Raw genomic sequence first — 24,386 nt, 5'->3', positions numbered from 1 at the left:
GGCCTTGAGTATTCGTTGGGGTTTCCCCTTTGCTATAGCTGCGCCATGGCCGCTTCATGTAATTGATCCATTTTACCCACAGCGCCTTGTTGCTTATTGTGTGTGAGCACCGACTTCGCCCAAGGCTGTTCAACAACGTCTTGGCCAAATACCACAGACAAGCTTAAAAAACGCACTTTATCTTGTGGGTTATTAAAGTCATGCTGAGTGGCAATATCGAGTTGTTTTTCAATAAAACTCGACATTTGCTTATCATTCCACTCCTGCGTAGCAATATGATGTTGATGCAAGTGTTCTCGATAATCTTTATATTGCTCAAGCTTGCTCATTTGCGCGAGTGCAAGCTGCTGAGATTGGCTCAAAGTTCTCGGGAAACTTGCATCACTCTCAACAGGCTGTTTGGTCACAAGCTTGAGTGTTTGCCATTCATTTGACTTGTCTGGATCTGATTCTTGGCTTGGATCTAGGCTTGGGTTTGGGTCAGCGCGCTGATTTAAGCTTGTATTATCACTCAGAGCCGCCCCTTCATTTAAAGCTGCCCTGTTGTTATTATCATCATTGAGGCTATGCTCCTCACCTTGGCTCTCCCCTTCATGGTCTCTGTACATGATTTCATCCAGCGGACCCAATAATGCCGACAATTCTTGCCCATTGCTCGCCTGCAACAAAGTCGACAACACCTGCCAATCAGATAATCGCAATATTTGCTGACCCTCATGGGTGTTAACTAGCGTCCATTGACGTAAATGGGTTAATAGCTCAGTGAACTGCTGTGCAGGCGTTAATGCTCGCATATGGCTACCTAGCACTAAGGCCACTCCCCAGGCATCTTGATGGCACACCTCTTGTTTGATTTGCGGCCAATTATCCAGCGTCACAGGTAACAAATAGGGTGAAATCGAACCATGAATACGACCCGCTTCTCCCCAGTACAAACGGCCCACTTCACCGCGATTAGACATTAATTCATCGGCAATACTCGGGATCCATTCATTGATGATGGTTTCCGCTAAAATAAAGCAGCCACCTTGCTGTACTCGCTCAAGCCAATCCTTATCATCATGATTTACTACTATCAATAAGGGGTTGTTTATCGTATCCATATTGAAACTACATCCTTTTTTTGTTCACTTTATTGCTCACTGTATGCCAATCGGTCTTATCACCTAGTTTGCCCCAGTGCGCTAGCATCACGCTCAATCATCAAGCGCTAGCATCACCACCAAGTAATGGGCTTTGATCGTAAATACTCCATGCGAGCTCAAGTAAAATGCATTAGACACGGTAAACTAACAAGCAGTTTACATGCCAATAGGTATGTAAATGATTTATATGGATTTGTTAAAATAAACATAGGAGGGCTGGGCAATAAGTTGCCTGAGATGAGCAATAAATTGCCCAGCGAGCAATAAATTGCCCAGATTATTGAAATAGTAAGCACAAAAAACAGCCGACTATTTTAATGATTTTTGTAACGGCAATACACCGATTAATACTAAGGCCAAGAAATAAACTAAGGTCATTAAAATCATGGGAGCGCGAGTAGAAATATCCATTAATGCGCCCCCTAAAATAGAGACGATGGCACAGCCACTGGTAAATAAAGAGACGGTAATCCCCATCACCCAGCCTTGACTTTGTTCATCGACAGCATCGGAAAAAAATTTCAACATAGTGGTATAGGCCAGCGAAAAACCCAGCATAAAAATCACCACCACAACATAGGGCAATGATGCTTGATTAAACACAGTTAGCACCAAACACATCAACGCCATAATCAACACGCCCAACTGAATAATGAATTTAGATTCAAAGCGTTTATGCATAAAGGGCACTAGCACCATGCCACCAAAAGCCGCTGATATACCATATAGAATCATCACCATACTGTTATTAAGCACCGTAAAGTGATACAGCTTTAAGAGTAAGGTTGAAATGAAAATATAAAAAATATTATAAGCAAATTGCATGGTAAAAAATGCAATGGATAAATTTCTCACTAATCGATTACGCTTAATAATTGAAAATTGGGTAATAAAATCCGTTAAATGAAATCGATAATTCTCACGGCGGGTTTGCTGCTCATTAAACCACCATATAAGCAGAACAATATTCAATGCAATAAACACCAATAAAATCTCAAAAGGTAAACGGTTATTAAAATCGGGCGACAACAAACGATCTGAAAAAATGCCGCCAATGGCTGGACCTAAAATCATCCCCAATGCAAACGCAGACACCGTATAACCTAAATATCGTGCTTTATTGTGCTCATTACTCATATCCACGATAGCCGCTTGCGACACCGCTTGATTGCCCGATGTGATACCCGCGACCATACGCCCCAATAACAGCACCCAAAAGCTTTTAATCACAATGGCAAGCAAAGTCAAACCATAACCGATAAACATACCGACGAGGCAAATCAGCAATGCCCGCTTTCGGCCAATGGCATCAGACAGTCGAGATAAAAATGGCGCCCCTAAAAACCAAAATAAGAAAAACAACCCCACCATCACACCATAGTAGAGGTTCCGCTGACTTAAAGGGGTTCCGGTAGGTAAAAAATCTTGTGCTGGGTTATTAATTAAATTATTCACAATGGGGAAAAACATGCCCATCCCTGCCGCATCAAGAAAAATAACCAAATATAAAACAAACAGTGACTTATTCATGAAGTTCCTTTCATGATGAGCTAGGCGAGCTGCTAACGACTGAATAAAATAGGTTACTCAGCCTCTAAATAACCTATAGAAGCTATTGAATAAAAAGCAAATGCACAGCGAGTGTCTAGGGGCTGTTGATCTTTGGTGAGGCTTTCTGCATCACGGCTATCTAAGCGCGTGAACGAGGGGTCTGACTCATTAAACTGCTTGAACACCCACTCACACTATCGCTTTGGAAAAAGTACTGGCCGCACTATTAATAGTGGCAGTTTTTATTCAAATACAATACTTGTCGTAATTGATTAAAAAAGCATTCAATTATTTCTATCCATATAGTTATTCATAATATTAACTAATAGCTTCGAATCTAAGTCTTCAAACGCAGCTAAATATATGTTAACTAACTCCTTATTAGCTTCACTTACTTCTAATTGCTTAAAATACTGTTGAATCGATTTCATAATTAGAGAGCCTTCCTCATTAACAAAATTAACACCTGACAACACACCATTATTTTTTAATCTATTAATTTCAAAAACATTGGCGAGTAAGTGCCTTAAATCTGCTTCACTTGACGAAAGTGAAGCAATAAAATGATTAAAAACTTCATTAAAAATATATAAATTATGTTTATCATTATTCAGATATTGAGCTAAATTTCCCGATAACCTGATCCCATAACAATGTCCACCATCCATAGGATTATGGGAATAATATTGCCCTTCTCCCTTAAAAAAACGCTCGGTTTCTGATCGTGATACTGCTTGTTCAAATAAATTATCCACTGAGTTTAGCTCCATCCCCTTTGAACGTTACCGGTAAATATCAATAAATTTGCCTAAAGCAGCCTTTGATTGCAGCAATTCATATTGCTCATAATCTCCCCATTCATTGCCATATTGACTCTCGGACGGCGCATATAACAGTGCAATACCAGTAGTGGACTTTTCATTAGCATTCAGCCCCATATATTGATAGCCGTCTTTGATCGGAATGAGCAGTTTGGTATACAAGCCACCATCAAGATCATAGAGGTAGATTTGCCTTTCTTGGTATAGACTGGCAAAAATCTTGTTCATCTTTTTTGAATAACAGCATCTTGCTAATACAGGAAATTCAATTTCAACTTTTTTATCAGCACTGTCCCAAGATATACTTGTATAAGCATGTTTGCCGGAACCGTGCTTGGTATTTTCTATTTTCACTAGATCGTTTTAACCATACAAATACAGTAATTCATCAATAATTTTCTGCTCTTGTACTGTATACGGCATACTGTTGTATTTTCTAAGATGTTCAAGCACACCTCTTATGGGTATTTGCCTATCTTTGTTTTGAAGTAATAAAACTAAATTATCTGCTTCTGGATCGTTGCCAACAAGATAAGGATTTATCAAATTTATCACTTCAGCTCTCGCTTCATCGTCATTCATATCCACTAAGCTCGATCAATCACCACTTTGACTAACACAGCCATATATCGACAAGACTGATATTCTCCCGCGCCCACCACGGCAGTAAACAGCTCACCACATTCAGCGCACGTCATATGGTGAAATTGAACGGGTAATCCATTTACTTTATAAAAACAAGAATCACCAACTCTGATTTCTTTAATATGAGGTATATTGGCCAATACTTTATTACAATAGCTAATATCCACTTTGCTAGCTGAAATACCATCAGAAATAACAAACTCATTTGTTTTCGAACAGGTAGGGCAAGAAACAGAGCCTTTAGCCGTTATGAATCCGTTTTCGTCACCATCATATGAGTTCAACAATGTATTTAACGCTCTCATCTATTACATAATTATATGATATTTAAGTTTTTTATATACCTTACGCCACTCAGTAACTCATCACTTCAATAGTGCAGTTATTATTTTTCAATAGCTCAATAAATTTGGATTCATCGAATATAGATGACAACGAACCATTTAAAATTAAGTCACTAAACCCTCTTTCCATCTATGTCATCAAAAAACTCACTCCAATCAGCCAGCTTAACATTTGCAATGGAAATTTCCCCTCCCACAAGACCATGACCACAACCCTCAGACATATAAAGCTTCTTTGCTTTAAATGAGTAAGCTAAAACCTTTGGCCAATCGGCACTATTACCACTGTCAGCGCTTCTTTTATCTACATTTGCAATAATATAGTAATCAGTTTTCATATGTACGTTTGTAATCACAAATAAAGTAAATCTAAACTACATAAATAAATTCAATATGATAGTCCTTTTTTAAAAAGCATTTTTTTCTCAATATCTATACAAAAAAACCAATCGCAACCTGAGGATTCATATTCTTCGGTACTACAGATCACACTGACTTTTCCTTGATGATCTGTCGTTAAATAGGAAAATACAAAACCACTCGGTGGCATCAGCTCAAGTAACTGCTCTCCATGCTCATTCGATACAACAATCACCTCTGTTTTATCTTCTGTTACTAACAGGGTCAAATGATGTTCCCCACTAAGCACTGTTTGCCTAATATCCCCATGATTCTGTTTGCTACTTTTCACCGCGCGACGCCACCTAAGTTGATAAAAAGCTACTTCCAAGAAATAACGATTTTTATCGAATTATGCCTCCATTCATTTTATATACGAAATATTGTATCTTTTTCAATTTATTGGCTAATTCTGGATCAGATTCTTCAAATTCATGTACCGCATAATGGCCAACATTTATGTCCTTCAACTTACTACGATCCATTGTATTCCCTTCCAATATATCTAAGACATAATCCAATTGTGCCTCAATAGATTTAAATATAACAAAATCAGGAGCTTGTTTTAATCGTAATTTAATTAGCTCTTTTGTTTGTCTAACTATTTCTATGTTATTTAATATCATCTAATGCATCTTTCATAGCAGATAGAGCAGCTCTCCAGTCATTGTAAGATAGCTGAGTTGGACACATGTCTTTCAACCCTTTGACATCAGTTACTGCACTCAATAAAAATGTTATTTCTGTTCTATAGGCTTTAGTAGAACATTTTTTTTGAGCCTCTAAATCTGTAAGTGAAGTCAATTGTGACAACATTCGAATAGTTTTATTTATTCTCTCAGCTTGACGACTCAAACCATCATTTTTTAGTATGTCAGCAACAATCTGACATTTTTTAATGGTATTATCTAAAAACATTTACTCATCTCCAAATGCAACTTTTCCACTAAAACGTCCTCCATCAGTAACAACCTGAGAACCTCCCCCAGCTTTATACGTTGGACCAAAAATGCCTCCTTGTTGCCCAGCAACTTTACCCTCTAGTAAAATTTGATCTGATTTCAATACTGCTGGGCGATATCGTATTGCAGAATTTCTAGCTAAATCACTATCTGGTAATGCTAAGATTATTTGTCTTTCTAAAGAGCTGCTTGTATCTTTTAAACCTTTAGTCACAAAAACTAAAGAAGCTGGTGAATTTTGATTAATATCACTAAAAGATTCAAATAACTCTCCTGCTTGCCCTCTTCTAAGATTTATTTGACCATCAAATGAGTTTACAACTCCCAAAGCATCTTCTCGAGCTTCTTTCGCTGATAATCGCCCTAAGAATCTATTCTCTAAAAGTTTAGTTGCGTTCTTATTAGAGATTGGCATCGTACTTTTATTTAATCCATTTCCAGCATTAGATGAATTTCTTGCTAATTGGCTTGCAGCAATGTTTTCTTCAACCCTCTTTCTCATTTCTGCATTGGATTTAGGGATAGTATTGTTTTTACTTTTTGGACATGGAGCCAGCCCCAAGGGATCCACCCATTCCATTGGATTATTCACATACGAACTCGGTCGTAAACCACCTTGTATGCCTATGGGGTCGGGTGATAAATACTGGCAGCGATCAACAAAGTAATACAGCGGATCATAATAGCGATGTCGATTAACTCTTTACTCAAACGAATGGCCCTGTTTCAACATCAAAAATCTGGCCTTGGTAACGCAAGTCGCAATTAACGGGATCGTTAGCCGCCTGCTGCACGAGTACATCTTCATCACGGCTATCTAAGCATGTGAGCGGAGTGTCTTTCTCATTAAACTGCTTGAACGCCCCCCAGAGGCTTTGCTATAATATTCCCACTTAATTCATTAATAAATATGATAAAGATTTTTTGGCTTCATCGGCAATAATCGAACTATCACTAGACGAATATTGTTTTAAAAGGTTTATAGATTCTTTTGATGAGCAATATTTTAAAGCTTCTGTAACATTAATTATGGGATCAGGCTCTACTCTAAAAAAACAAGTAAAATTCGAAATCATTTCCCAGCCTTTTTTGGGGTTCAGTTTAGCTAAAACAGGTAAAAGTTGACTAGCCTGATAAATCCGTCCTTTTAACAAGGTTTCCTTAATAGCCTTTTCAATAGGGAAGGTAAGTTCTACAAATTCAGTTTTTATCAGCCCATGTTTTAACTTCGATTCAAAAAAATACTTAGGGTAAATGGCCAATATTTTTTTAAAAACCTCCAGCATCTTATCTCTATCACCTCCTGATAAACCGTATAAATAAATAGCATATGATAAATCATCATATACATTATCCTCATCTGTTATTCGGTGTGGTGAAAATTCAAAAGTAGACACTACTTCTGTATCTATAAACTGCGCAACTTTATTCAATCCTATATCTTTCCCCCATGCCGTCAATACCAGAGCTGATTGATATGAAAGATATGCATTGGATGAATTTAACATTTCACATAATTTAGGCACCCTCTCTTCTAAAGGTGGATCTAAAAGTTGCACTTCATCAAGTCCAACATCATCTCCAAATTCATCGGTGTATAATAAATGGTATTCTTCAGATTCAGGTAACAACATGCTAACTCCTATATGCTTATACTCAACGATAAAGTACTGGTAACATCTAAATATTCAAATACTTACTAGGAACAATACCTTTTACTAATATTTCAGAGTCTCGCTCAGAATTACTTTTATCCATCATAGCCCGTTCCAACCTTTCCAAATTTTTTGAAGTTGAGTTATTATTATATCTAACTTGTGCTACATCAATCGCTTTATCATGAATATCTAGCACATTACTATGAGTAATAATTTCAACACCATTGATGACTCCATTTTTAATATCTGATGTTAACTGATTAATATCCAAAAAAATAACTGAGTCTCCATATGACTTTTTAGGATCTTGAATTGATGAAAATGATGTATATGGGCTATCACTTTTACGCGGTTCACTTCCTCTAATATGATCAATAACCGTTGCTTTCCCATTAGGATTAGCTGGTACTAAATTACCATTATCATCAATATAAGATTTTAATCGTCCTGGTACCTTACCTTGATGTGAATTCATATGATTATCACTTCTAACAATGCAGTTATTCTTTTTACAAGCCCCTTCACTCAGCCCCAGCGGATCCACCCATTCCATTGGATTATTCACATACGAACTCGGACGCAATCCACCCGCAATACCTATCGGATCGGGTGATAAATACTGGCAGCTGTCAGGATCATAGTATCTGTGTCTATTGTAATACAAACCTGTCTCGTTATCATAGACTTGGCCTTGATAACGCAGGTCACAAAACACAGGATCATTAGCGGCCTGCTGCACGAGTACATCTTCATCACGGCTATCTAAGCGTGTGAGCGGAGTGTCTTTCTCATTAAACTGGTTAAATTTACCCCACAGGCTTTGCTTTCCGCGCCATTTGACCTCACCCGCTTCAGAGCACAGCTCCCGTGGCGTGCCTGCGTGATCCGCAATAATGTAATGCAGCTGCGCTGTACATTCACTTTGTTCACTGTTTACTTTTTGCACTCGCTGAGCCAGTGGACGGAAACTCTCTGGTTCATACATCCACTGAGTCGAGTCAGCTAAGGTGCCGTCGGCATAGCACCTTTGTTGTTCGATAAGGTTATTACCGTCCCACAGGTAGTTGATTCGACTAGCGTTGGCGACTCGTTTTGCTACTCCCCCTGTCAGCTTACTCTGCCGTTTTATTTTAGCCACACGACGGCCAAAGGCATCATATTGATACTGCCAAGTATCATCATTTGGCAATCGCACCTTAATGAGTCTGTCTTCTTCATCCCACTCGAAGCGAGTCACTTGCGGCCGAAAGCCCTTTTTCTGCGTGACTTTTTCAAACACACGGCCACAAGCATCATAATGGTAAGTGTGATGACCTATGCGCTCGACTCGGCCACCTTGTTGGTATGTCAGCTGTTTTTCCAGCCGCTTAGTGGCGAAGTCAATAATGTTCGTAGCTGTTGGCTGCGCTCCTCCCTCCAGCTGTTTGTCGCTTTGTTTAGCTGAACTCAGTTGATTCACTGCCACTAAATTTTGCGCGGCGTCATAATCAAATTGCTGTACTTTGAGATCTGGCTCAACCGAGGTGTCACTGAGCGCGCCGCCTTTTTCAGGCATAGTCGCTTGATGGGTGATTTGGCCATTGGCATTGTGGCTAAATTGACTGCTGCCCCAATGGGTTTCATCTATGGCATTGATACGTGCCAGCGCATCATATTGATAGCTCCGCTGTAAGGTACGTGGACCTTGAGGTTTTTCTGGCCCTAAATAATAAGGCTGCTGCGCATTGGGAGCAGACAGTTTTAACCCCTTGTTGGCCTGAACTCCACCTTTAACTAACTCCTGAGAGACTAATTCTTGAGAAAGTAAGTCCCCGCCCAAACTCCACGCTTGAGCTAAATGAAAACCTTGTTGGTTGTGTCTGGATACTTCAAAACCATGGCTGTTGTGGGCAAATTGCAGCGCTTGGTGATCGCTAATTTTTACACCCGTGAGCAAGCCTTGTTGATGGGTGAGTTGCATTTGATAGGGGCTCGCAGTTGCTAAGGGCCGCTCAGGGCTGATCCTTTGGGCTTCATCGTCAAGCTGGCCTGTTATAGAGATACGCTCACCACTATCACCATAGTCACTACTAATAGCGTGACCGTTGATAGTCTCAAGAATACGTTGCCCTGCAAGGTTGTATTCATATTCAACGACCACTTTGCTACTTTGGATTGATGTAAGTGGATCAACCTCTACTTGTGTAGCGTTTCTTTCAGCGGTAATCGCGCTTTTATAACGGCTATCATCCACCGTTGCCTTAACGAGCTGTGAAGCATCATCGTATTCAAAAAAGCTATTGCTGGTGATGCGATATTCAGGTTCAAGTACTGACCCACTTGCTGCGGTTTTATTATGACGCTTATGAGGGGATTGTAATTGCAGCGCTTGCTTTTGAATTAAACGGCCAAGGACATCATAGTAAAACCTAAGTTGCGTACCATCAGGGGCAATACGTTTTGCCACTCGCCCTAGAGGATCGTATTCAAACTGGGTTTTACGGCCATCAAAATGCCGTTCCTCGGTTATTTGGCCTAACTCGTTGTAGTGATATCGCCACTGATGATGTTGGCTATTAATAACACCTGCAAATTGCCCCTCACCGTTATACATATAACGGGTGATCTGCCCGAGGGGATCGATACTGGCAGTTAGGCAATCAAAGGCACCGTATTCATAGCCATAGACTTGGCCTAATGGATCGACAACTTTAGTGAGGTTGCCTTCTATATCATAATCAAAACGCTGCTCACTGCCATCTTCAAAAACCACTCGGCTGGGCTGCAATTTATCTTGCTGGTAATGCCAACGCCTGACTAACGAAGAAGCTGGCTCTTTACTGGCTGAGGGCTCTTTATTAAGTGTAGCTGAAGGCTCTTTATCAGCTGAAGGCTCTTTATCGGCTGAAGGCTCTACTTGTTCATTATTATTATCAAGAGCGGCTTCATCGACATAAGTATGACGGGCAGTTAACCGCCCTAATGCATCATATTCAAACCCTAAGCAATAACCAAAGGGCGGACACATCTGACTCATTTGCCCCAACTCATTAAAATTAAACCGAGTTTGTAGGCCATCGGGACTGGTTTGCTTGCTTAATAAGCCTTGCTCATTGTACTCAAACTGCCAACTGCGCCCTAATGGGTCACTGGATTGAATGAGATTTTGCTGCTCATCGTATTCATACAACCAGTTAGCACCTAAAGGGTTAGTGACGCAAACCAGCTGACCATTGTCATCATAGTCATACACATGCTCACAGCCATCGGCGCCAACAATGCTGCTCACCTGCCCCCAATCATCGTAAGCATATTGGGTTTTCTCACCTAGGGCATTGATTTCACATACTAGCTGATTATCTTGCCACTCAGATAAGGTGATAAACCCACTGGCATCGATGTGCTTAACAATATTATTGCGCTCATCGCGATAATAGCACTGAATGCCTTTATGAGGGCTTTTATAAAAAATAACATTATTGGTATCGTCATAGCGAGTTTCATCGTGCCAACGACCATTGCTGGCGCGGGTACTGAGGGCACGATTATGCTCATCATAGGTATGCTTGACCCAAGTGCCGCCCAAGTCTGACCATTTAAGTAAATTGTCTTGCTTGTCATACTCATAGTCAAAATTATTGCCCGCACCACTGCGCACAGAGATAAGCTGCCCTTCACGATTATATTCAAAGGTACTTAAGGTTTTCAGAGCTTGCTGCTTTTCATCACATAAAATAAGCTTAGTCATAAGCCCATCTTGTGACTCGACCTTCACTTGCTGCTTGTTATCACAGAGCTTCACCCATTCCAGCTTACCATTATCATAAATAAAGCGCAGTTCATGACCATAGCCATCTCGAATATGGCTCAATGGTAAATGATGTTTTCCAGCGCCATCGACAGCCGTGTCTGCAGCGTTGCTAAGGTGACCAATATCAGTTTCATCATCAACCGGGTAGATAGGGATCTCACTATCAAAGCCTAAATACGTGCCATCAAGGTGACGCATCACCAACTGCTGATTTTGACGGATTAATCGCCATGCGGGCATATGGGCTGCACGCTTTTGCTCACCATCGGCGGGCAAGGCATAATGGGCTCGACTGCCTTTGTCGTCGATAAAAGTGACTATGCCATCGTCAACTTCAAGACTCATGTCCCAATAACTGCGCCACGTCCGTCCCAACAAGCCTGTGAGTTTGTTTTTTCCTGAATGATAAAAACGCTTATGAAGCAGAGGAACCAGCCCTTGCAAGGTAAAATCGGTGCGCCACTCCACCACATTACCTGTTGCCATATCAATGGGATCACTTTCACATTTAGTCGCTGGGGCCACGGGCTCTTGCGCACTTTTCTCTTTCGCAACAGCCTCTTTTATGGCTTTAACTTGCTCTAAACGTTCGACATAATCAAATGCTTTAACAAACTCGCCCATTGGCGGCGTCAGCATAGGCTCAAAGTTCAGCATGGGCGAATGGGACTTAGCGGCCCCTTCTGCACATTTGTGAGCAGGGGATTGATACGGTGTATCACCAATCAGCACATCGGGTGAGCCTGCGGCGACTTTACCGCCACAATTAATGGCATCGTCGACTCTCGCTGCGGGTTTTCCGTTAATACTAACATTGGATGAGCCGGCATTGACGCTGCGCATATGAATACCGTGGGGCATATTAGGGCAAGGGCACATGTGCAGTAACACCATGTCCCCTTTACGGGCGGCAGGCATACCATTAATACTCACATCACCACTGCCTGCTAAAATGGGGGTCGCAGGCATACAGCCATGCCCTGCGGCCGTATCCCCTAATCTTGCCGCTTTTGGCATATCCAATTCCTTGTTATTTTATTGCCTTTAAGCGCTTGCCTTTTTATGAAAAATTGATAACAAGCGCTTATTTTCCTTTTAACGGTGACTCACTGTAAAAGCTCGCGTTTATGTTTATGGTTTATATCCAGCCTCAACGTTTATCCGCGGGCTCTGGCAGTGTCGGTTGATTGGGTTCTTCGGGTTTGACTTCTTTTGGCGCCTTACCTTTACCCGGTGAGCCCCCTTCATTGATTTTGACTTTGCTGCCCGAAATCGTCACGCCACCCGAGTCAATTTTAATAAAACCACCCGGGCCTTTTAGCGTCAAAGCCGTGCCTGCTTCTAATACGATATTAGCCGCATTCACATAACTGTCTTTATTGACTTTCAATTTATGATCGCCGCCAATGATTTTCTCCTCCGATGCGGCTATCTTCATGCTGTGGGCGCCATCCACTTGGGTCACCATGCCACCGCCAATAATGCGCTTTAGCCCTGCGGTGACTTTTTGAATGAGATTTTTGCCAATGGCTTGGTGCTTATCGCCGCGAACTTCTTCGATTAAATCCTTACCTACCGTGCTGTGTTTACTTTGCTTCACGATGGCAAACTGCTCATTTTCAACCGTTAAATGATGATCCATTCCGGTATTTTCACGGCGAGTATTGCGAGTGATAATGTCGAGATCTTTTTGCCCATGGACAAAAATTTGCTCACGAGTGGCTTCATCTTCAAACCTCAATTCATTAAAGCCTTTGCCTTTATGGGTCTGGGTTTTAATGACTGTTCGAGTCTTATGGGAAGGCAGAACATAAGGCGGTACATTGGTGGCGTGAAAGGTGCGGCCAGTAATGATAGGTTGATCGGGATCCCCTTCTAGAAAGCTCACAATCACTTGATGACCAATACGCGGAATGGCTGTCATGCCATATTGTGCTCCGGCCCAACCTTGGCTCACTTGTATCCAACAGCTGGCTTGCTCGTCATTTTTTCCTTCTCTGTCCCAAGGAAATTGCACCTTTACGCGGCCATGTTCATCACAAAAAATCTCTTCCCCTTTTGGTCCTACGACCACAGCAGACTGAGGGCCTGTGACTAATGGCTTTGTCTCAGGCATAGCTTGCCATGGACTATTCGCAGGGATCACCTCAAACTGGTTATGATATGACGTTGGCATACTGGTATTGCTACCTTCTGCACTGGCTCCTTGCAAACCTGTATGTATCACCTTAATGAGCAACCAATCGCGATTAAAACTGGGATCCCCATGCTCCATCAAGTCAAATTTAAATCCGGCACTGGCCGCCATTAAATTACTCTTAGCAAAAGCAAGGTGTGTATGGCGCCGTAAATATTCTAATCGTGTTTGCGTAAAAGGTTTACCCGATGCATCACTTTTATAGCGCCCCGGATAATCAAAATGCTCATAATCTTGACGCTGATAATCCAGATCCGTTCCTAGGCTTTCTTGTAAAAAACTGTATTGAGGCTGTTTAAAACTGGCATCTTTTAACACCACACTGGCCGGCGCAATTTGATGTTGTAATTCAAATTGTGACACATAAGGCACCTCAGACATCCCGCCACTGGTGGCATTATAAGGAAAAGGCATGCCTAACTTACCCAGTTTTTTTGTGCTATCTGTAAACACTAAAGTATGCTTACTTTTTTCGTGTTCAAAATGGTAAATCAAGCCTTCTTCTGCCGCTAAACGACTCATGAAAGCAAAATCTGTTTCACGATATTGCACACAATATTCCCGCACTCTTTGATCTAAGCTTGGATCGCAATTAAACGCATAATCCTTTACGCCCATCTCAGTCAGTAAAGTCTGAATAATGGCCAAACTGCTTTGCGCTTGAAAGATACGGCTATTTTGTCTAAGTGTTAATCTAGACACTGCAGGCACTAAGGTCAGTTTATATTGGGTATCGTGGTAGCCTGTATCACCTATGGTAAATTGACTGACCATACCATGGATTTGTCGCTGCACTTCACCGTCAATAGTCCATGTCATTAATCCCGCTTTATCAACGATAGACTCTGGCGTTAAATCACTTTTTTTGCTCAGTAAAGTCATCTCAATCTTAAAGGGAGTCGATAACGCCTCTTCAAAATTAAACTCAAGCAATTCAAAACTTGCTTCATCTAATCCTTCAGCGACAAATTGATAACCTAACCCAGAGCTTGCCATTGTCATGCTCACATCCTTTTATTTTTATTGTATAGTCAACATCAACCAATCATTCCCAAACTGACTCGCAATATTCACTTTGGTCTACTTGAGAATGATACACAGATATACTTGCGTTAAGCTTCTAGAGGTTTACGCCAATCATCTGCACCTGATGTGCCTGCACTCGTATGATCCCAATCGATTTTACGATAAGCCAATGACACTTGAACCAGTTGAGTGAAGTCGGCTTGAGTCGGATCTTGGCAATGGGGCATATGACAATTAATATCCACAATGGTTGCACCTTCAAGCGTGGTAGAGAAAAAGTGCTCTTGTTTCCCTTCAATAGACGTACGATACCAATTCAATACGACTTTATTAAGCTTCTCACCTGTAGATAACGCGTTATACATCAATGGAACAGCTTTATTGAGTGCCACAGTGAAAATAAACGGCTTATGAACTCGTTGTCCTGAAGGTTGGCCCGACTGTGGATCGGTCGGTACAGTCACAACATGTTTAAACTCTTGAACTAGCATTTCATCTTCATGGCCTTCAACGAAAATATCCCCCACTGAATCAGACGTAAAAGCACCTGCGGTAATATTACCCTGTGTTTGACCTTCTATTGAGATATAACATGGTGTTGGCATAATGTAATTCCTTTTTATTAGGGGCTGATATTGAAAAAATTTCATTATCAAATAAAATCTAAGTTGTTAATAATTGTTCTTGAAGATTCGACTACAGCATCACAAACAATATAAAAACAATTAAAACTCAAATATGAGACATTTAAATAACAGCAGGAAACATGCCAATAATTATATTGTTGATTTTTAATGACTTTTAAAAAAGCAGATAATAACTGGGCAATAAATTGCTCAAATCAGGCAATAAATTGCTCAAACAGGCAATAAATTGCCCGAGAAGAAAAGTGACAAGCACAAAAAAGCCCATCAGAAGATGGGCTTTTTTGTTGTAATACATATTATCAGTAATATTATTAAGCAATATTATCAATGGTACGGGAGGAGAGACTTGAACTCTCACACCTTGCGGCACCAGAACCTAAATCTGGCGTGTCTACCAATTCCACCACTCCCGCATTGATACTATCAATATTGATACTTATCATTTTACTGATAAATAAAGACACAATAATGCGCCTTTAAATATGGCTGGGATACCAGGATTCGAACCTGGGGATGCCGAGATCAAAACCCGGTGCCTTACCGCTTGGCGATATCCCAATGAAGCATATTCATTAACGTAAAAGTTTAAACTAAAAATTCACATTAACGTTTAAATAATGGTACGGGAAGAGAGACTTGAACTCTCACACCTTGCGGCACCAGAACCTAAATCTGGCGTGTCTACCAATTCCACCACTCCCGCACAACTTGTGTTTTACATCTGCCTTTAAACTTAACAGCTTAAAAAGAAGATGGTAGCAACTTATCATCTGGACTTGATATTCAAGTCAAGATATTGCTGTTTTACATCCACTTTTAAACTTATCGTATGAAAGGGGATGGTAGCAATGGCGGGACTTGAACCTGCGACCCCAGCATTATGAGTGCTGTGCTCTAACCAGCTGAGCTACATTGCCACAATTCTTTATATAAAGAATTGGCTGGGATACCAGGATTCGAACCTGGGGATGCCGAGATCAAAACCCGGTGCCTTACCGCTTGGCGATATCCCAAAATTTTATTTGTTTAAGCAAAGGAATGGCTGGGATACCAGGATTCGAACCTGGGGATGCCGAGATCAAAACCCGGTGCCTTACCGCTTGGCGATATCCCAATTTATCTTCCTACTTTAAACATCATTACCGGCATAAGCCCATAATGTTTAAATTAAATGGTACGGGAAGAGAGACTTGAACTCTCACACCTTGCGGCACCAGAACCTAAATCTGGCGTGTCTACCAATTCCACCACTCCCGCACAACTTGTTTTACATCCACTTTTAAACTTAACAACTTAGAAGAAGATGGTAGCAACTTATCATCGGGACTTGATACCCAAGTCGTCGATATTGCTGTTTTACATCTGCCTTTAAACTTAACAGTTTAAAAGGAGATGGTAGCAATGGCGGGACTTGAACCTGCGACCCCAGCATTATGAGTGCTGTGCTCTAACCAGCTGAGCTACATTGCCAACGTTTTGTTCATCGCCATCAGCGAGGAACGGGGCGTATTATGCTTATTCAAGGTATCAAGGTCAACTGCTTTTTTTAGCAATTCACCGTAAAAAGCACTGCTTGGCGATAACTTCATCAAAATGACTAACACTTCTGCAATTAATGCCGTAAATAAAGCCAGTTAATTGATTTTCAAAACAGAGCTAATAACTACATTACGATTAAACCGCGATTAAATTGACTTTTATTTACTCTAACACCAAACCCACAAGCACTTTCAAGTGACTTAGCCATAGCACTCATCCCCATTTTCAACCATAGCTCAAGTCAGTTTATCTCATCGCCATTAAAAACGGTATATCCAATGACGATAAGAGCAAACGGCTTGAAACCACAGTATCAATACACGCTTTGACTTAATAACTTATACATTAAATAAGAAATGCATGACATCGCCATCTTTAACGATATAATTTTTGCCTTCAACACGTAACTTGCCCGCCTCTTTTGCGCCCGCTTCACCTTTATAAGTGATAAAGTCGTCATAAGCCATCACTTGTGCACGAATAAATCCGCGTTCAAAGTCGGTATGAATAACGCCCGCAGCTTGTGGCGCTGTTGCACCAACGGCAACGGTCCATGCTCGCACTTCTTTTACACCCGCAGTAAAGTAAGTTTGCAAGGTTAATAATTCATAGCCACTGCGAATAACTCTATCAAGACCAGGCTCTTCTAAACCAAGATCAGCCATAAATTCATCACGATCCTCAGCATCCATCTCGGCAAGTTCAGACTCAATTGCGGCACAAACAGGAACAACAACGGCATTTTCTTTGGCAGCAATTTCACGTACTGCATCTAAATGTGGATTATTGTCAAAGCCATCTTCGGAAACATTAGCAATATACATGGTCGGCTTAAGGGTTAAAAAATTTAGGTAAGCAACTGCTTCCAGCTCTTCTTTCGCTAAATCCAATGAACGCAACATATGGCCTTCATCTAATACAGGACGCATTTTTTCAAGCACTGTCACTTCAAACTTAGCGTCTTTATCGCCACCTTTTGCTCTTTTTTGCTGACGAGTAATGGCACGTTCGCAAGCATCTAAATCGGCTAATGCTAATTCAGTATTAATCACTTCAATGTCGCTTGCCGGCGAAACTTGGTTAGCCACATGCACAATATTGTCATCTTCAAAACAGCGAACCACATGACCAATGGCATCGGTTTCACGAATATTAGCAAGAAATTTATTGCCTAAGCCTTCACCTTTAGATGCACCTGCCACAAGTCCTGCAATATCAACAAATTCCATAGTCGTTGGAATCACGCGCTCAGGGCTCACAATCGCCGCTAATGCTTCTAAACGTAAGTCTGGTACAGGCACGACTCCCGTATTAGGCTCAATGGTACAAAATGGGAAATTTGATGCCTCAATACCCGCTTTGGTTAACGCATTAAAAAGAGTTGATTTACCTACATTTGGCAGGCCAACGATACCGCATTTAAAACCCATATTTTTACCTTTATCTTATCGACTGCTCGACGCCTGATCAATTTATTCAATTAGGACGACGATTAAATTATGCTTTAAAAGAATGCAACCTCTGCATTGCTTTGCTCATATCTTGATTAAATAATACTTGTGTTGACCGAACAGCTTCATCGATGACGGCATCAATCAAACCTTGATCTGTCGGTGACGCTTTACTTAGTACGTAATTACTCACCAAATTTCTATCACCGGGATGCCCAATGCCTATGCGCAAACGATAAAAGCCCTTATCATTGGCCATTTTTGCAATAATATCTTTTAAGCCATTATGCCCACCATGCCCCCCACCTAGCTTAAACTTAGCAATACCAGGTGGCATATCCAGTTCATCATGAGCCACTAAAATTTCTGCCGGTTTAATGCGAAAAAAATTCGCTAATGCCCCAACAGATTTACCGCTTAAATTCATAAAAGTAGTCGGAATTAACAAGCGCACTTCTTTGCCTTCAAAATGCGCCTTAGCCGTTAATCCAAAGTATTTACTGTCTGGCACTAAGTTTGCGCCACATAATTTGACTAATTCTTCAATATACCAAGCACCGGCATTGTGCCGTGTTCTTTCATATTGAGCACCAGGGTTGGCAAGACCCACAATTAATTTTATATCGCTCATGTTTTCCAATCTTTATTATCTCAATAGGCACAATGTTATGAATAAATGAGGCCATCAACATCACTAAAATATAAAAGCGACGTATTTTAGCATCCAAATACCCTGTCAACAAATGACCGTCAATGCCTGTTTAGAAACCCATGGCATACTTAAGCACTTTACGTTTAATCGGGCCGTTAAGATCAGCCAGTTTAAGCAACCCATTGCGCATCATTTTTATTGGCAGTAAGTCATTACTAAAACTGGCATAAAAGACATCCATAGCCGACATCATCAATTGATTATCTCGATAGCGACTCGACTGATATTGCGTAAGCATTGTATTATCCCACCAGATCTCAGAAACCGACATTCTCTGTTTCACTGACTCTATCAATGCATCAACATCTTTAAAACCTAAGTTAACACCTTGCCCTGCGAGTGGATTAATCGTATGGGCCGCATCTCCTAAAATCACTACATTATCACTGAAATAACGCTGTGCATGACGACGAGTCAGACTAAAGCTGCCTTTATCTAGCACCTCAAAGTCTGCACTTAAGCGGCTAGGAAATTGGGCACGAATTTGCTTGGCTAACGCCATATTACTCAGTTGTACTAATTGCCTTATTTTTTGCGCGCTGTCATACCAAACAAGAGAAGCATGATTATCTGGTAAAGGTAATAAAGAGCGAGGCCCTGCCGGGGTAAATTGCTGCCAAGTGACTGGCGGTTCAGCTTGCGCCATTTTTATATTAATGAGCATCGCAGATTGCGCATAATCCCAACCACTCACTCCAATTTGCGCCCATTGACGCACAAAGGAATTGGCGCCATCAGCCCCCACTAATAATGGCGCTGTTAACGTGCGACCATCTTCTAAAGCAATTTGCACACCTGATGTTAAAGGCGCTTTTTGCTCACGAGAAAGAATGGACACTGGATGAGACTCAGTTTGACGTGATAACCTTTTAACTTTTACGGGGCAATAAAGATGAACATTATCTAAGCGGTTCATTTGTTCCCACAGTGCCAATTGCACTAAGCGGTTTTCAACAATGTAACCTAGATGACTTTCACCAATTTGATCACTGTGAAATCGAGTAATACACCCCTCTAATTCCCAAGTTTCAAGCCCGTTAAATCTCTGCATTCGACCTTGATGTAACAAATCCATTGCGCCTAAGCGCTCAAGGAGCCTTTCCGATTGAGCGCTAATAGCCGATACACGTAAATCAATAGGTTGCGTAGCGTCGTAGTTTTTTGGCTGTGTCATTTCCAATACAGCTACATTTAACCCCAGCTGAGCAAGTCCCACTGCGCTGGCAGCCCCAATCATGCCGCCCCCCATGATCACTACATCGTGTTGGATATCCACTCCTTGCATCTGGCTCACTTAAGCCCCCTCACATTTGTCGATATATGTCTTATTATTAGTATTAATAATCACTGAAAAGATGTGTTTTCAAACGTTAATCAAGTCGCGATCATCGCAAGACTTTTTAATAGTAAGCATCTTACCATAGACATGCAGTCCTCGCTTGAGACATCACGCAAATCCGCTGAAGAAAAGGAAAACTGTTGCATTAAGTTCAAATCCTGTATCTTCAATAAAGCTAACGAAGTAAAAGAGTCGATAAAATGAAAAAAACATGTATTGTCACCGGAGGAAGCTCAGGCATTGGTCTCAGTGTGGTTAAGCTTTTTGTTGAAAATAATTATCAGGTGTTCAATCTTGATATCCAGCCCAGTGACTTGGGCCAATTTTGTCAATGTGATATCACAAACCTTAAACAAGTCACCAGTATTATCGATAAAATAAGCCAACACCATCATATCGATGCACTGGTATCAAACGCTGGAATACATTTTTCAGCAACAATAGAAAATACCAAAGAAGAACAGCTCGATAAGGTCCTGAGTATCAATGTCAAAGGCGCTTATGCTGCCGTTAAAGCTGTGCTTCCCAATATGAAAGCCAATCAACAGGGCGCCATTATTTTAATCTCATCCGAACAAGCATTGGTCGGTAAACCTAACTCTTTTGCTTATAGCCTCAGTAAAGCAGCACTTGCTTCAATGGCAAAAACCACCGCCCTTGACTACGCCTCTTTCAATATTCGAGCGAATGCGGTGTGCCCCGGCACCATTGAGACACCGCTATATCACAATGCTATTGAGAGTTATTGCCGCAAATCGGGTGCCAATAAGGACGATATTCACAAAGAAGAAGCCAAACTTCAGCCTTTAGGGCGCCTAGGTCAGCCAGAAGAAGTGGCTGAACTCGTTTTATTTTTGGCGTCCGATAAGGCAAAATTTATTACCGGTAGCCTACAAGTAATCGATGGTGGTTATACTACACAATAACAATATCATCAGATAAACAGAATAACTTTCAATTAGAGCAAAAAACATTCATCAGCGCTGAATAATCGAGTAGTATCAAATAAACTCATTTTTGCGCTGATGAAATGAACAAGATTATTGATCCACATTTGCATTTTTTTGAGCTTACTCAAGGCCATTATCAGTGGCTAAAGCAAGGTAATCCACCTTTTTGGCCTGATAAACACAAACTACGTCATCATTTTCATGAGCAATCACTCACTCTTAAGCAAGATGCAGTACTGGCGGGTTTTGTTCATATTGAAGCAGGATTTGATAACACAAAACCTTGGCGAGAAATTGCTTGGCTAGAGTCTAGCTGCAACTTGCCTTTTAAAACCGTTGCAGGCATTGACTTAACACTTAAGGAAGATGACTTTAAAGAGAGTATAAGCCAATTATTACTGTATCCATCTGTTGTTGGTTGCCGCCATATTTTAGATGAGCAAGCTTACGAGTTACTTTCTCACAAAAACGTACAACACAATTTAGCTTACCTTGCCAAAAATCAGCTAAGTTTTGACTTACAAATGCCCCTAGCCGATAAACATTCAGTTGATGTGTTATTGGACCTTCTCAACCATCTTCCCACATTAAGGCTCATCATTAATCACGGTGGCTGGCCACCATTAAATGATGCCTCCATTGACGATTCAACACCATCTGCTTGGCAACAATGGCAAACCAATGTTGTTGCCTTAAGCCAATTTGAGCACTGCGTAATTAAATGTTCGGCTTGGGAAATGCTGGACCGAAATTATGACAAGCAATGGCAACAAGAAGTGATCACTCAATGCCTTAAAGCATTTGGGAGTCAACGTGTCATGCTAGCCAGTAATTTTCCTTTAGTATTATTAACACAAAATTATCATACATTATGGGAACAATACCTTAATCTGGACGCCACGCTCAATCTAACGAGTGAGCAAATCACGGCACTCACTTATGCTAATGCCGCTTATTGGTATAAATTTAATCTATAGTCATAGCTTTACTTCACAGTCACATTAGGTGAGCGCTTAACGACTTCATCGTTAAGTTCAATGCCAATACCGGGCACTTCTGTGACTTTAAACACCCCATTTTTAGGCTGAGGATCTTGCAAGCATAGTTCTCGGTTCCAGTCTTTAATCGCATAAGTATGATGCTCATGAATTAAAAAATTAGGAATAGCAGTTTCTAAATGCAATGAAGCGGCAGTTGCAACGGGTCCGCCACACACATGCGCTTGAATGCGAATATCATAAACATCGGCATAATCACACACTTTCTTCGCTTCGGTAAAGCCGCCACATAATCCCACATCAGGTTGAAGCACATCAATACTTTGATCTTCAAAATAAGAACGTACATCCCACCTGTGGTATAAACGCTCACCACCCGCAATAGGGACATTCACATTATCAGAGACTTTTTTGTGTACGGCTGAGTTTAAATAATTCACTGGTTCCTCGTACATCATACAGCCCACTTCTTCGATAACTTTCCCCATTTGAATCGCTGACGCCGCGCCCATTAAAGAGTGAGATTCAAAAATAATATCCACATCTTCACCCACTGCATCACGAATAGCCCGTAACCGGTTACCAAATAGACGCATTTGCGGTTTAGTGAAGAGTTTAGTGCGATCAAAAGATGAACTGCCATCGTGGTTATACACTATAGGATCCACTTTTACCGCATCATAACCTTCTGCAACCGCTTTTAACGCAGCTTGAGCATACTCCTCTGGCTCAATTAATTTACTAATGGTGGTATCCCAATCAAATTGTAATTGGCTGGCATAGGTACGAAGCTCTTCATTGACTTTACCGCCTAACAATTGATAAACAGGCACACCTAGGGCTTTACCTTTAATATCCCAAAGGGCAGTATCAATCGCGCTCATCGCTGAATATAATACAGGCCCTCCTCCCAACCCCCAAAAGCTTTCACGCAACATCCTTGACCATAATTGCTCAGTATTAAAGGGGTTAAAACCAATTAAAACGGCTTCTGCTATTTCCTTAATCATTGCTGCCGCAGCACTATGGCCCCAGTCATAAGCAAGACCCGCTTCACCGACACCGCTTATCCCCTCATCGGTATGCACACGAATAAAAACAGGATTCCAAGCAGGACGTTTAGGGCATTCAATATCAAAGATTTCTACATGAGTGACTTTCATAGCGTTCTCTCAAAAAAGTTAATTTAAAACACGTTTAAAGCCATAAGGTAAGCACGTTAGCAACACCGTCCACAACAAGCTTAAGCATGTCCATAATCAAGAATAGAAAAACAAGGTAAAACAGATTAAATATAAAAGTTCAACATAAAAGCGATTACATTAATCTGCAAAATCAGGATAGTGGCGTAACACTTTTCTCATCATCGCAGGCCAAGCTTTTTGCCCGCCCGTTAAGCCAGAATGCACAATATTGGCTTGGGCTTTAATACCATCCACAATACTTTGATCAACATAAATAGGCTTCATACCAGTAGACATGACTTGTAATTGTACTTGGCATGCACGGACTAAATCATACATGTGCATAAAAGCATCACCGATAGTTTTCCCCATCGTTAACGCACCATGATTTCTCAGTAGCATAAAGTTCGTCAAACCTAAGTCTTTCTGTAATCTTAATTTTTCATCATGATCAACCGCAAGTCCTTCATAATCATGATAACTAAGAGATGCCAGTGCAAACATAGAATATTGACTCAGAGGCAATAACCCCTCTTCTAAACTCGCTATAGCAATGGTTTCATTAGTGTGGACATGTAAGGCACATTGATCCTCATGACGCGCTTCATGTACAGCACTATGAATAGTAAAACCCGCCGGATTAATCTTAAAAGGACAATTTGGATCAACAATATTGCCATTAATATCAATCTTCACTAAATTTGATGCTGTAATTTCATCAAAACTCAAACCAAATGCATTAATCAATAAATGTTCAGAGTCAGGTATACGTGCAGAAACATGGGTATGAATAAGATCATCCCAGCCCTGCATGACAAACAATCGATAACAAGCAGCAAGCTCAACACGCGTTTGCCACTCTTGTGCTGACACTGTGTCTTTAAGGTTTATTTTTGGCAATTCAAACATAATAAGCCTCTACAAAAGATAAATAGAGAGGGGTGAACGAAAACCTTGCTCACCTCTATCAGTATTGAGCCAATAGAGCGAAATTTTGATCTAAAGTCAAGCCAACAAAACAAGATACT

The 24,386-nt window shown here is 40.9% G+C and carries 21 protein-coding genes, 8 tRNA genes and 1 pseudogene; 2 read left to right on the top strand and 28 right to left on the bottom strand.

Annotated elements, in window-relative coordinates; genetic code table 11:
* Positions 1 to 32: 32 nt before the first annotated feature.
* The 26 genes and pseudogenes from Q0976_RS03290 to Q0976_RS03165 form a co-directional block, all read right to left on the bottom strand.
* Positions 33 to 1,103 carry a DUF4123 domain-containing protein gene (locus Q0976_RS03290; RefSeq protein WP_299490922.1) on the bottom strand — a complete coding sequence of 357 codons (1,071 nt, stop codon included), beginning with the start codon at positions 1,101 to 1,103 and terminating at the stop codon, positions 33 to 35.
* 351 nt (positions 1,104 to 1,454) lie between these two features.
* The gene (locus Q0976_RS03285) at positions 1,455 to 2,675 is read right to left on the bottom strand and encodes an MFS transporter (protein WP_299490919.1); all 1,221 of its coding nucleotides are present in this window, start codon (positions 2,673 to 2,675) and stop codon (positions 1,455 to 1,457) included.
* A 305-nt stretch (positions 2,676 to 2,980) separates the two neighbouring features.
* On the bottom strand, positions 2,981 to 3,451 hold the full coding sequence (locus Q0976_RS03280; protein WP_299490916.1) for a hypothetical protein: 471 nt from the start codon (positions 3,449 to 3,451) through the stop codon (positions 2,981 to 2,983).
* Between the two features lie 27 nt (positions 3,452 to 3,478).
* A complete protein-coding gene (locus Q0976_RS03275; RefSeq protein WP_299490913.1) occupies positions 3,479 to 3,871 on the bottom strand; it encodes a hypothetical protein in 393 nt (130 codons plus the stop codon).
* Between the two features lie 9 nt (positions 3,872 to 3,880).
* The gene (locus Q0976_RS03270; protein ID WP_299490910.1) at positions 3,881 to 4,099 is read right to left on the bottom strand and encodes a hypothetical protein; all 219 of its coding nucleotides are present in this window, start codon (positions 4,097 to 4,099) and stop codon (positions 3,881 to 3,883) included.
* A 5-nt stretch (positions 4,100 to 4,104) separates the two neighbouring features.
* On the bottom strand, positions 4,105 to 4,467 hold the full coding sequence (locus Q0976_RS03265) for a hypothetical protein (RefSeq protein ID WP_299490908.1): 363 nt from the start codon (positions 4,465 to 4,467) through the stop codon (positions 4,105 to 4,107).
* A gap of 152 nt (positions 4,468 to 4,619) precedes the next feature.
* Complete coding sequence (locus Q0976_RS03260) at positions 4,620 to 4,844, bottom strand: hypothetical protein (RefSeq protein WP_299490906.1); 225 nt, start codon at positions 4,842 to 4,844, stop codon at positions 4,620 to 4,622.
* Positions 4,845 to 4,894: 50 nt separating this feature from the next.
* Positions 4,895 to 5,197, bottom strand: coding sequence for a hypothetical protein (locus Q0976_RS03255; protein ID WP_299490905.1), 303 nt, complete (start codon positions 5,195 to 5,197; stop codon positions 4,895 to 4,897).
* A 52-nt stretch (positions 5,198 to 5,249) separates the two neighbouring features.
* Positions 5,250 to 5,531: an immunity protein Tsi6 family protein gene (locus tag Q0976_RS03250; RefSeq protein WP_299490903.1), complete on the bottom strand. Its 282-nt coding sequence runs from the start codon at positions 5,529 to 5,531 to the stop codon at positions 5,250 to 5,252.
* Positions 5,518 to 5,823, bottom strand: coding sequence for a hypothetical protein (locus Q0976_RS03245; protein WP_299490901.1), 306 nt, complete (start codon positions 5,821 to 5,823; stop codon positions 5,518 to 5,520). The genes Q0976_RS03250 and Q0976_RS03245 overlap by 14 nt, the downstream gene beginning before the upstream one ends.
* A pseudogene (locus Q0976_RS03240) lies at positions 5,824 to 6,552 on the bottom strand (hypothetical protein); the annotation flags it as partial.
* A gap of 208 nt (positions 6,553 to 6,760) precedes the next feature.
* Positions 6,761 to 7,501 (bottom strand): hypothetical protein, encoded by a 741-nt coding sequence (locus Q0976_RS03235; protein ID WP_299490899.1) that lies wholly within the window; start codon positions 7,499 to 7,501, stop codon positions 6,761 to 6,763.
* A 46-nt stretch (positions 7,502 to 7,547) separates the two neighbouring features.
* Positions 7,548 to 12,332, bottom strand: a complete 4,785-nt coding sequence (locus Q0976_RS03230) for an RHS repeat-associated core domain-containing protein (RefSeq protein WP_299490897.1) — start codon at positions 12,330 to 12,332, stop codon at positions 7,548 to 7,550.
* A gap of 133 nt (positions 12,333 to 12,465) precedes the next feature.
* The gene (tssI, locus tag Q0976_RS03225; RefSeq protein WP_299490895.1) at positions 12,466 to 14,514 is read right to left on the bottom strand and encodes a type VI secretion system tip protein TssI/VgrG; all 2,049 of its coding nucleotides are present in this window, start codon (positions 14,512 to 14,514) and stop codon (positions 12,466 to 12,468) included.
* 110 nt (positions 14,515 to 14,624) lie between these two features.
* Positions 14,625 to 15,143, bottom strand: a complete 519-nt coding sequence (locus Q0976_RS03220) for an Hcp family type VI secretion system effector (protein WP_298776643.1) — start codon at positions 15,141 to 15,143, stop codon at positions 14,625 to 14,627.
* 370 nt (positions 15,144 to 15,513) lie between these two features.
* Positions 15,514 to 15,598 (bottom strand) — tRNA-Leu (locus Q0976_RS03215).
* A gap of 70 nt (positions 15,599 to 15,668) precedes the next feature.
* Positions 15,669 to 15,743 (bottom strand) — tRNA-Gln (locus Q0976_RS03210).
* Positions 15,744 to 15,803: 60 nt separating this feature from the next.
* Positions 15,804 to 15,888: transfer RNA gene (locus Q0976_RS03205), tRNA-Leu, on the bottom strand.
* Positions 15,889 to 16,025: 137 nt separating this feature from the next.
* A tRNA-Met gene (locus tag Q0976_RS03200) sits at positions 16,026 to 16,102 on the bottom strand.
* A gap of 21 nt (positions 16,103 to 16,123) precedes the next feature.
* A tRNA-Gln gene (locus tag Q0976_RS03195) sits at positions 16,124 to 16,198 on the bottom strand.
* A gap of 26 nt (positions 16,199 to 16,224) precedes the next feature.
* Positions 16,225 to 16,299: transfer RNA gene (locus Q0976_RS03190), tRNA-Gln, on the bottom strand.
* Positions 16,300 to 16,357: 58 nt separating this feature from the next.
* A tRNA-Leu gene (locus Q0976_RS03185) sits at positions 16,358 to 16,442 on the bottom strand.
* Positions 16,443 to 16,578: 136 nt separating this feature from the next.
* Positions 16,579 to 16,655: transfer RNA gene (locus Q0976_RS03180), tRNA-Met, on the bottom strand.
* Positions 16,656 to 17,062: 407 nt separating this feature from the next.
* A complete protein-coding gene (gene ychF, locus Q0976_RS03175) occupies positions 17,063 to 18,154 on the bottom strand; it encodes a redox-regulated ATPase YchF (protein ID WP_299490893.1) in 1,092 nt (363 codons plus the stop codon).
* Positions 18,155 to 18,221: 67 nt separating this feature from the next.
* Positions 18,222 to 18,806, bottom strand: a complete 585-nt coding sequence (pth, locus tag Q0976_RS03170) for an aminoacyl-tRNA hydrolase (RefSeq protein ID WP_299490892.1) — start codon at positions 18,804 to 18,806, stop codon at positions 18,222 to 18,224.
* A gap of 130 nt (positions 18,807 to 18,936) precedes the next feature.
* On the bottom strand, positions 18,937 to 20,172 hold the full coding sequence (locus Q0976_RS03165) for an FAD-dependent monooxygenase (RefSeq protein WP_299491082.1): 1,236 nt from the start codon (positions 20,170 to 20,172) through the stop codon (positions 18,937 to 18,939).
* A 254-nt stretch (positions 20,173 to 20,426) separates the two neighbouring features.
* Here Q0976_RS03165 and Q0976_RS03160 point away from each other — a divergent pair, with 254 nt between their 5' ends.
* Entirely contained in the window at positions 20,427 to 21,152 is a 726-nt protein-coding gene (locus Q0976_RS03160) for an SDR family oxidoreductase (RefSeq protein ID WP_299490890.1), read from the top strand.
* Positions 21,153 to 21,256: 104 nt separating this feature from the next.
* Positions 21,257 to 22,153: an amidohydrolase family protein gene (locus Q0976_RS03155; protein WP_299490888.1), complete on the top strand. Its 897-nt coding sequence runs from the start codon at positions 21,257 to 21,259 to the stop codon at positions 22,151 to 22,153.
* 8 nt (positions 22,154 to 22,161) lie between these two features.
* Here Q0976_RS03155 and Q0976_RS03150 read toward each other — a convergent pair whose 3' ends face one another.
* Positions 22,162 to 23,337: a mandelate racemase/muconate lactonizing enzyme family protein gene (locus Q0976_RS03150; protein ID WP_299490886.1), complete on the bottom strand. Its 1,176-nt coding sequence runs from the start codon at positions 23,335 to 23,337 to the stop codon at positions 22,162 to 22,164.
* Between the two features lie 159 nt (positions 23,338 to 23,496).
* A complete protein-coding gene (locus tag Q0976_RS03145; protein WP_299490883.1) occupies positions 23,497 to 24,267 on the bottom strand; it encodes a class II aldolase/adducin family protein in 771 nt (256 codons plus the stop codon).
* Positions 24,268 to 24,386 lie beyond the last annotated feature (119 nt).

The sequence above is a fragment of the uncultured Shewanella sp. genome, assembly GCF_947501665.1.
GTDB lineage: Bacteria > Pseudomonadota > Gammaproteobacteria > Enterobacterales > Shewanellaceae > Shewanella.
Note: the sequence above shows the minus strand (reverse complement) of the source record. Positions and strands in the feature narration are given on the sequence as shown.

Excerpts from the sequence above, each read along its gene's own strand:
- Q0976_RS03260 (WP_299490906.1), bottom strand. The coding sequence starts at position 4,844 with ATGAAAACTGATTACTATATTATTGCAAATGTAGATAAAAGAAGCGCT.
- pth (WP_299490892.1), bottom strand. The coding sequence starts at position 18,806 with ATGAGCGATATAAAATTAATTGTGGGTCTTGCCAACCCTGGTGCTCAA.
- Q0976_RS03265 (WP_299490908.1), bottom strand. The coding sequence starts at position 4,467 with ATGAGAGCGTTAAATACATTGTTGAACTCATATGATGGTGACGAAAAC.
- Q0976_RS03245 (WP_299490901.1), bottom strand. The coding sequence starts at position 5,823 with ATGTTTTTAGATAATACCATTAAAAAATGTCAGATTGTTGCTGACATA.
- Q0976_RS03250 (WP_299490903.1), bottom strand. The coding sequence starts at position 5,531 with ATGATATTAAATAACATAGAAATAGTTAGACAAACAAAAGAGCTAATT.
- ychF (WP_299490893.1), bottom strand. The coding sequence starts at position 18,154 with ATGGGTTTTAAATGCGGTATCGTTGGCCTGCCAAATGTAGGTAAATCA.
- Q0976_RS03165 (WP_299491082.1), bottom strand. The coding sequence starts at position 20,172 with ATGCAAGGAGTGGATATCCAACACGATGTAGTGATCATGGGGGGCGGC.
- Q0976_RS03285 (WP_299490919.1), bottom strand. The coding sequence starts at position 2,675 with ATGAATAAGTCACTGTTTGTTTTATATTTGGTTATTTTTCTTGATGCG.
- Q0976_RS03220 (WP_298776643.1), bottom strand. The coding sequence starts at position 15,143 with ATGCCAACACCATGTTATATCTCAATAGAAGGTCAAACACAGGGTAAT.
- Q0976_RS03155 (WP_299490888.1), top strand. The coding sequence starts at position 21,257 with ATGAACAAGATTATTGATCCACATTTGCATTTTTTTGAGCTTACTCAA.
- Q0976_RS03150 (WP_299490886.1), bottom strand. The coding sequence starts at position 23,337 with ATGAAAGTCACTCATGTAGAAATCTTTGATATTGAATGCCCTAAACGT.
- Q0976_RS03230 (WP_299490897.1), bottom strand. The coding sequence starts at position 12,332 with ATGCCAAAAGCGGCAAGATTAGGGGATACGGCCGCAGGGCATGGCTGT.
- tssI (WP_299490895.1), bottom strand. The coding sequence starts at position 14,514 with ATGACAATGGCAAGCTCTGGGTTAGGTTATCAATTTGTCGCTGAAGGA.
- Q0976_RS03270 (WP_299490910.1), bottom strand. The coding sequence starts at position 4,099 with ATGAATGACGATGAAGCGAGAGCTGAAGTGATAAATTTGATAAATCCT.
- Q0976_RS03160 (WP_299490890.1), top strand. The coding sequence starts at position 20,427 with ATGAAAAAAACATGTATTGTCACCGGAGGAAGCTCAGGCATTGGTCTC.
- Q0976_RS03145 (WP_299490883.1), bottom strand. The coding sequence starts at position 24,267 with ATGTTTGAATTGCCAAAAATAAACCTTAAAGACACAGTGTCAGCACAA.
- Q0976_RS03235 (WP_299490899.1), bottom strand. The coding sequence starts at position 7,501 with ATGTTGTTACCTGAATCTGAAGAATACCATTTATTATACACCGATGAA.
- Q0976_RS03290 (WP_299490922.1), bottom strand. The coding sequence starts at position 1,103 with ATGGATACGATAAACAACCCCTTATTGATAGTAGTAAATCATGATGAT.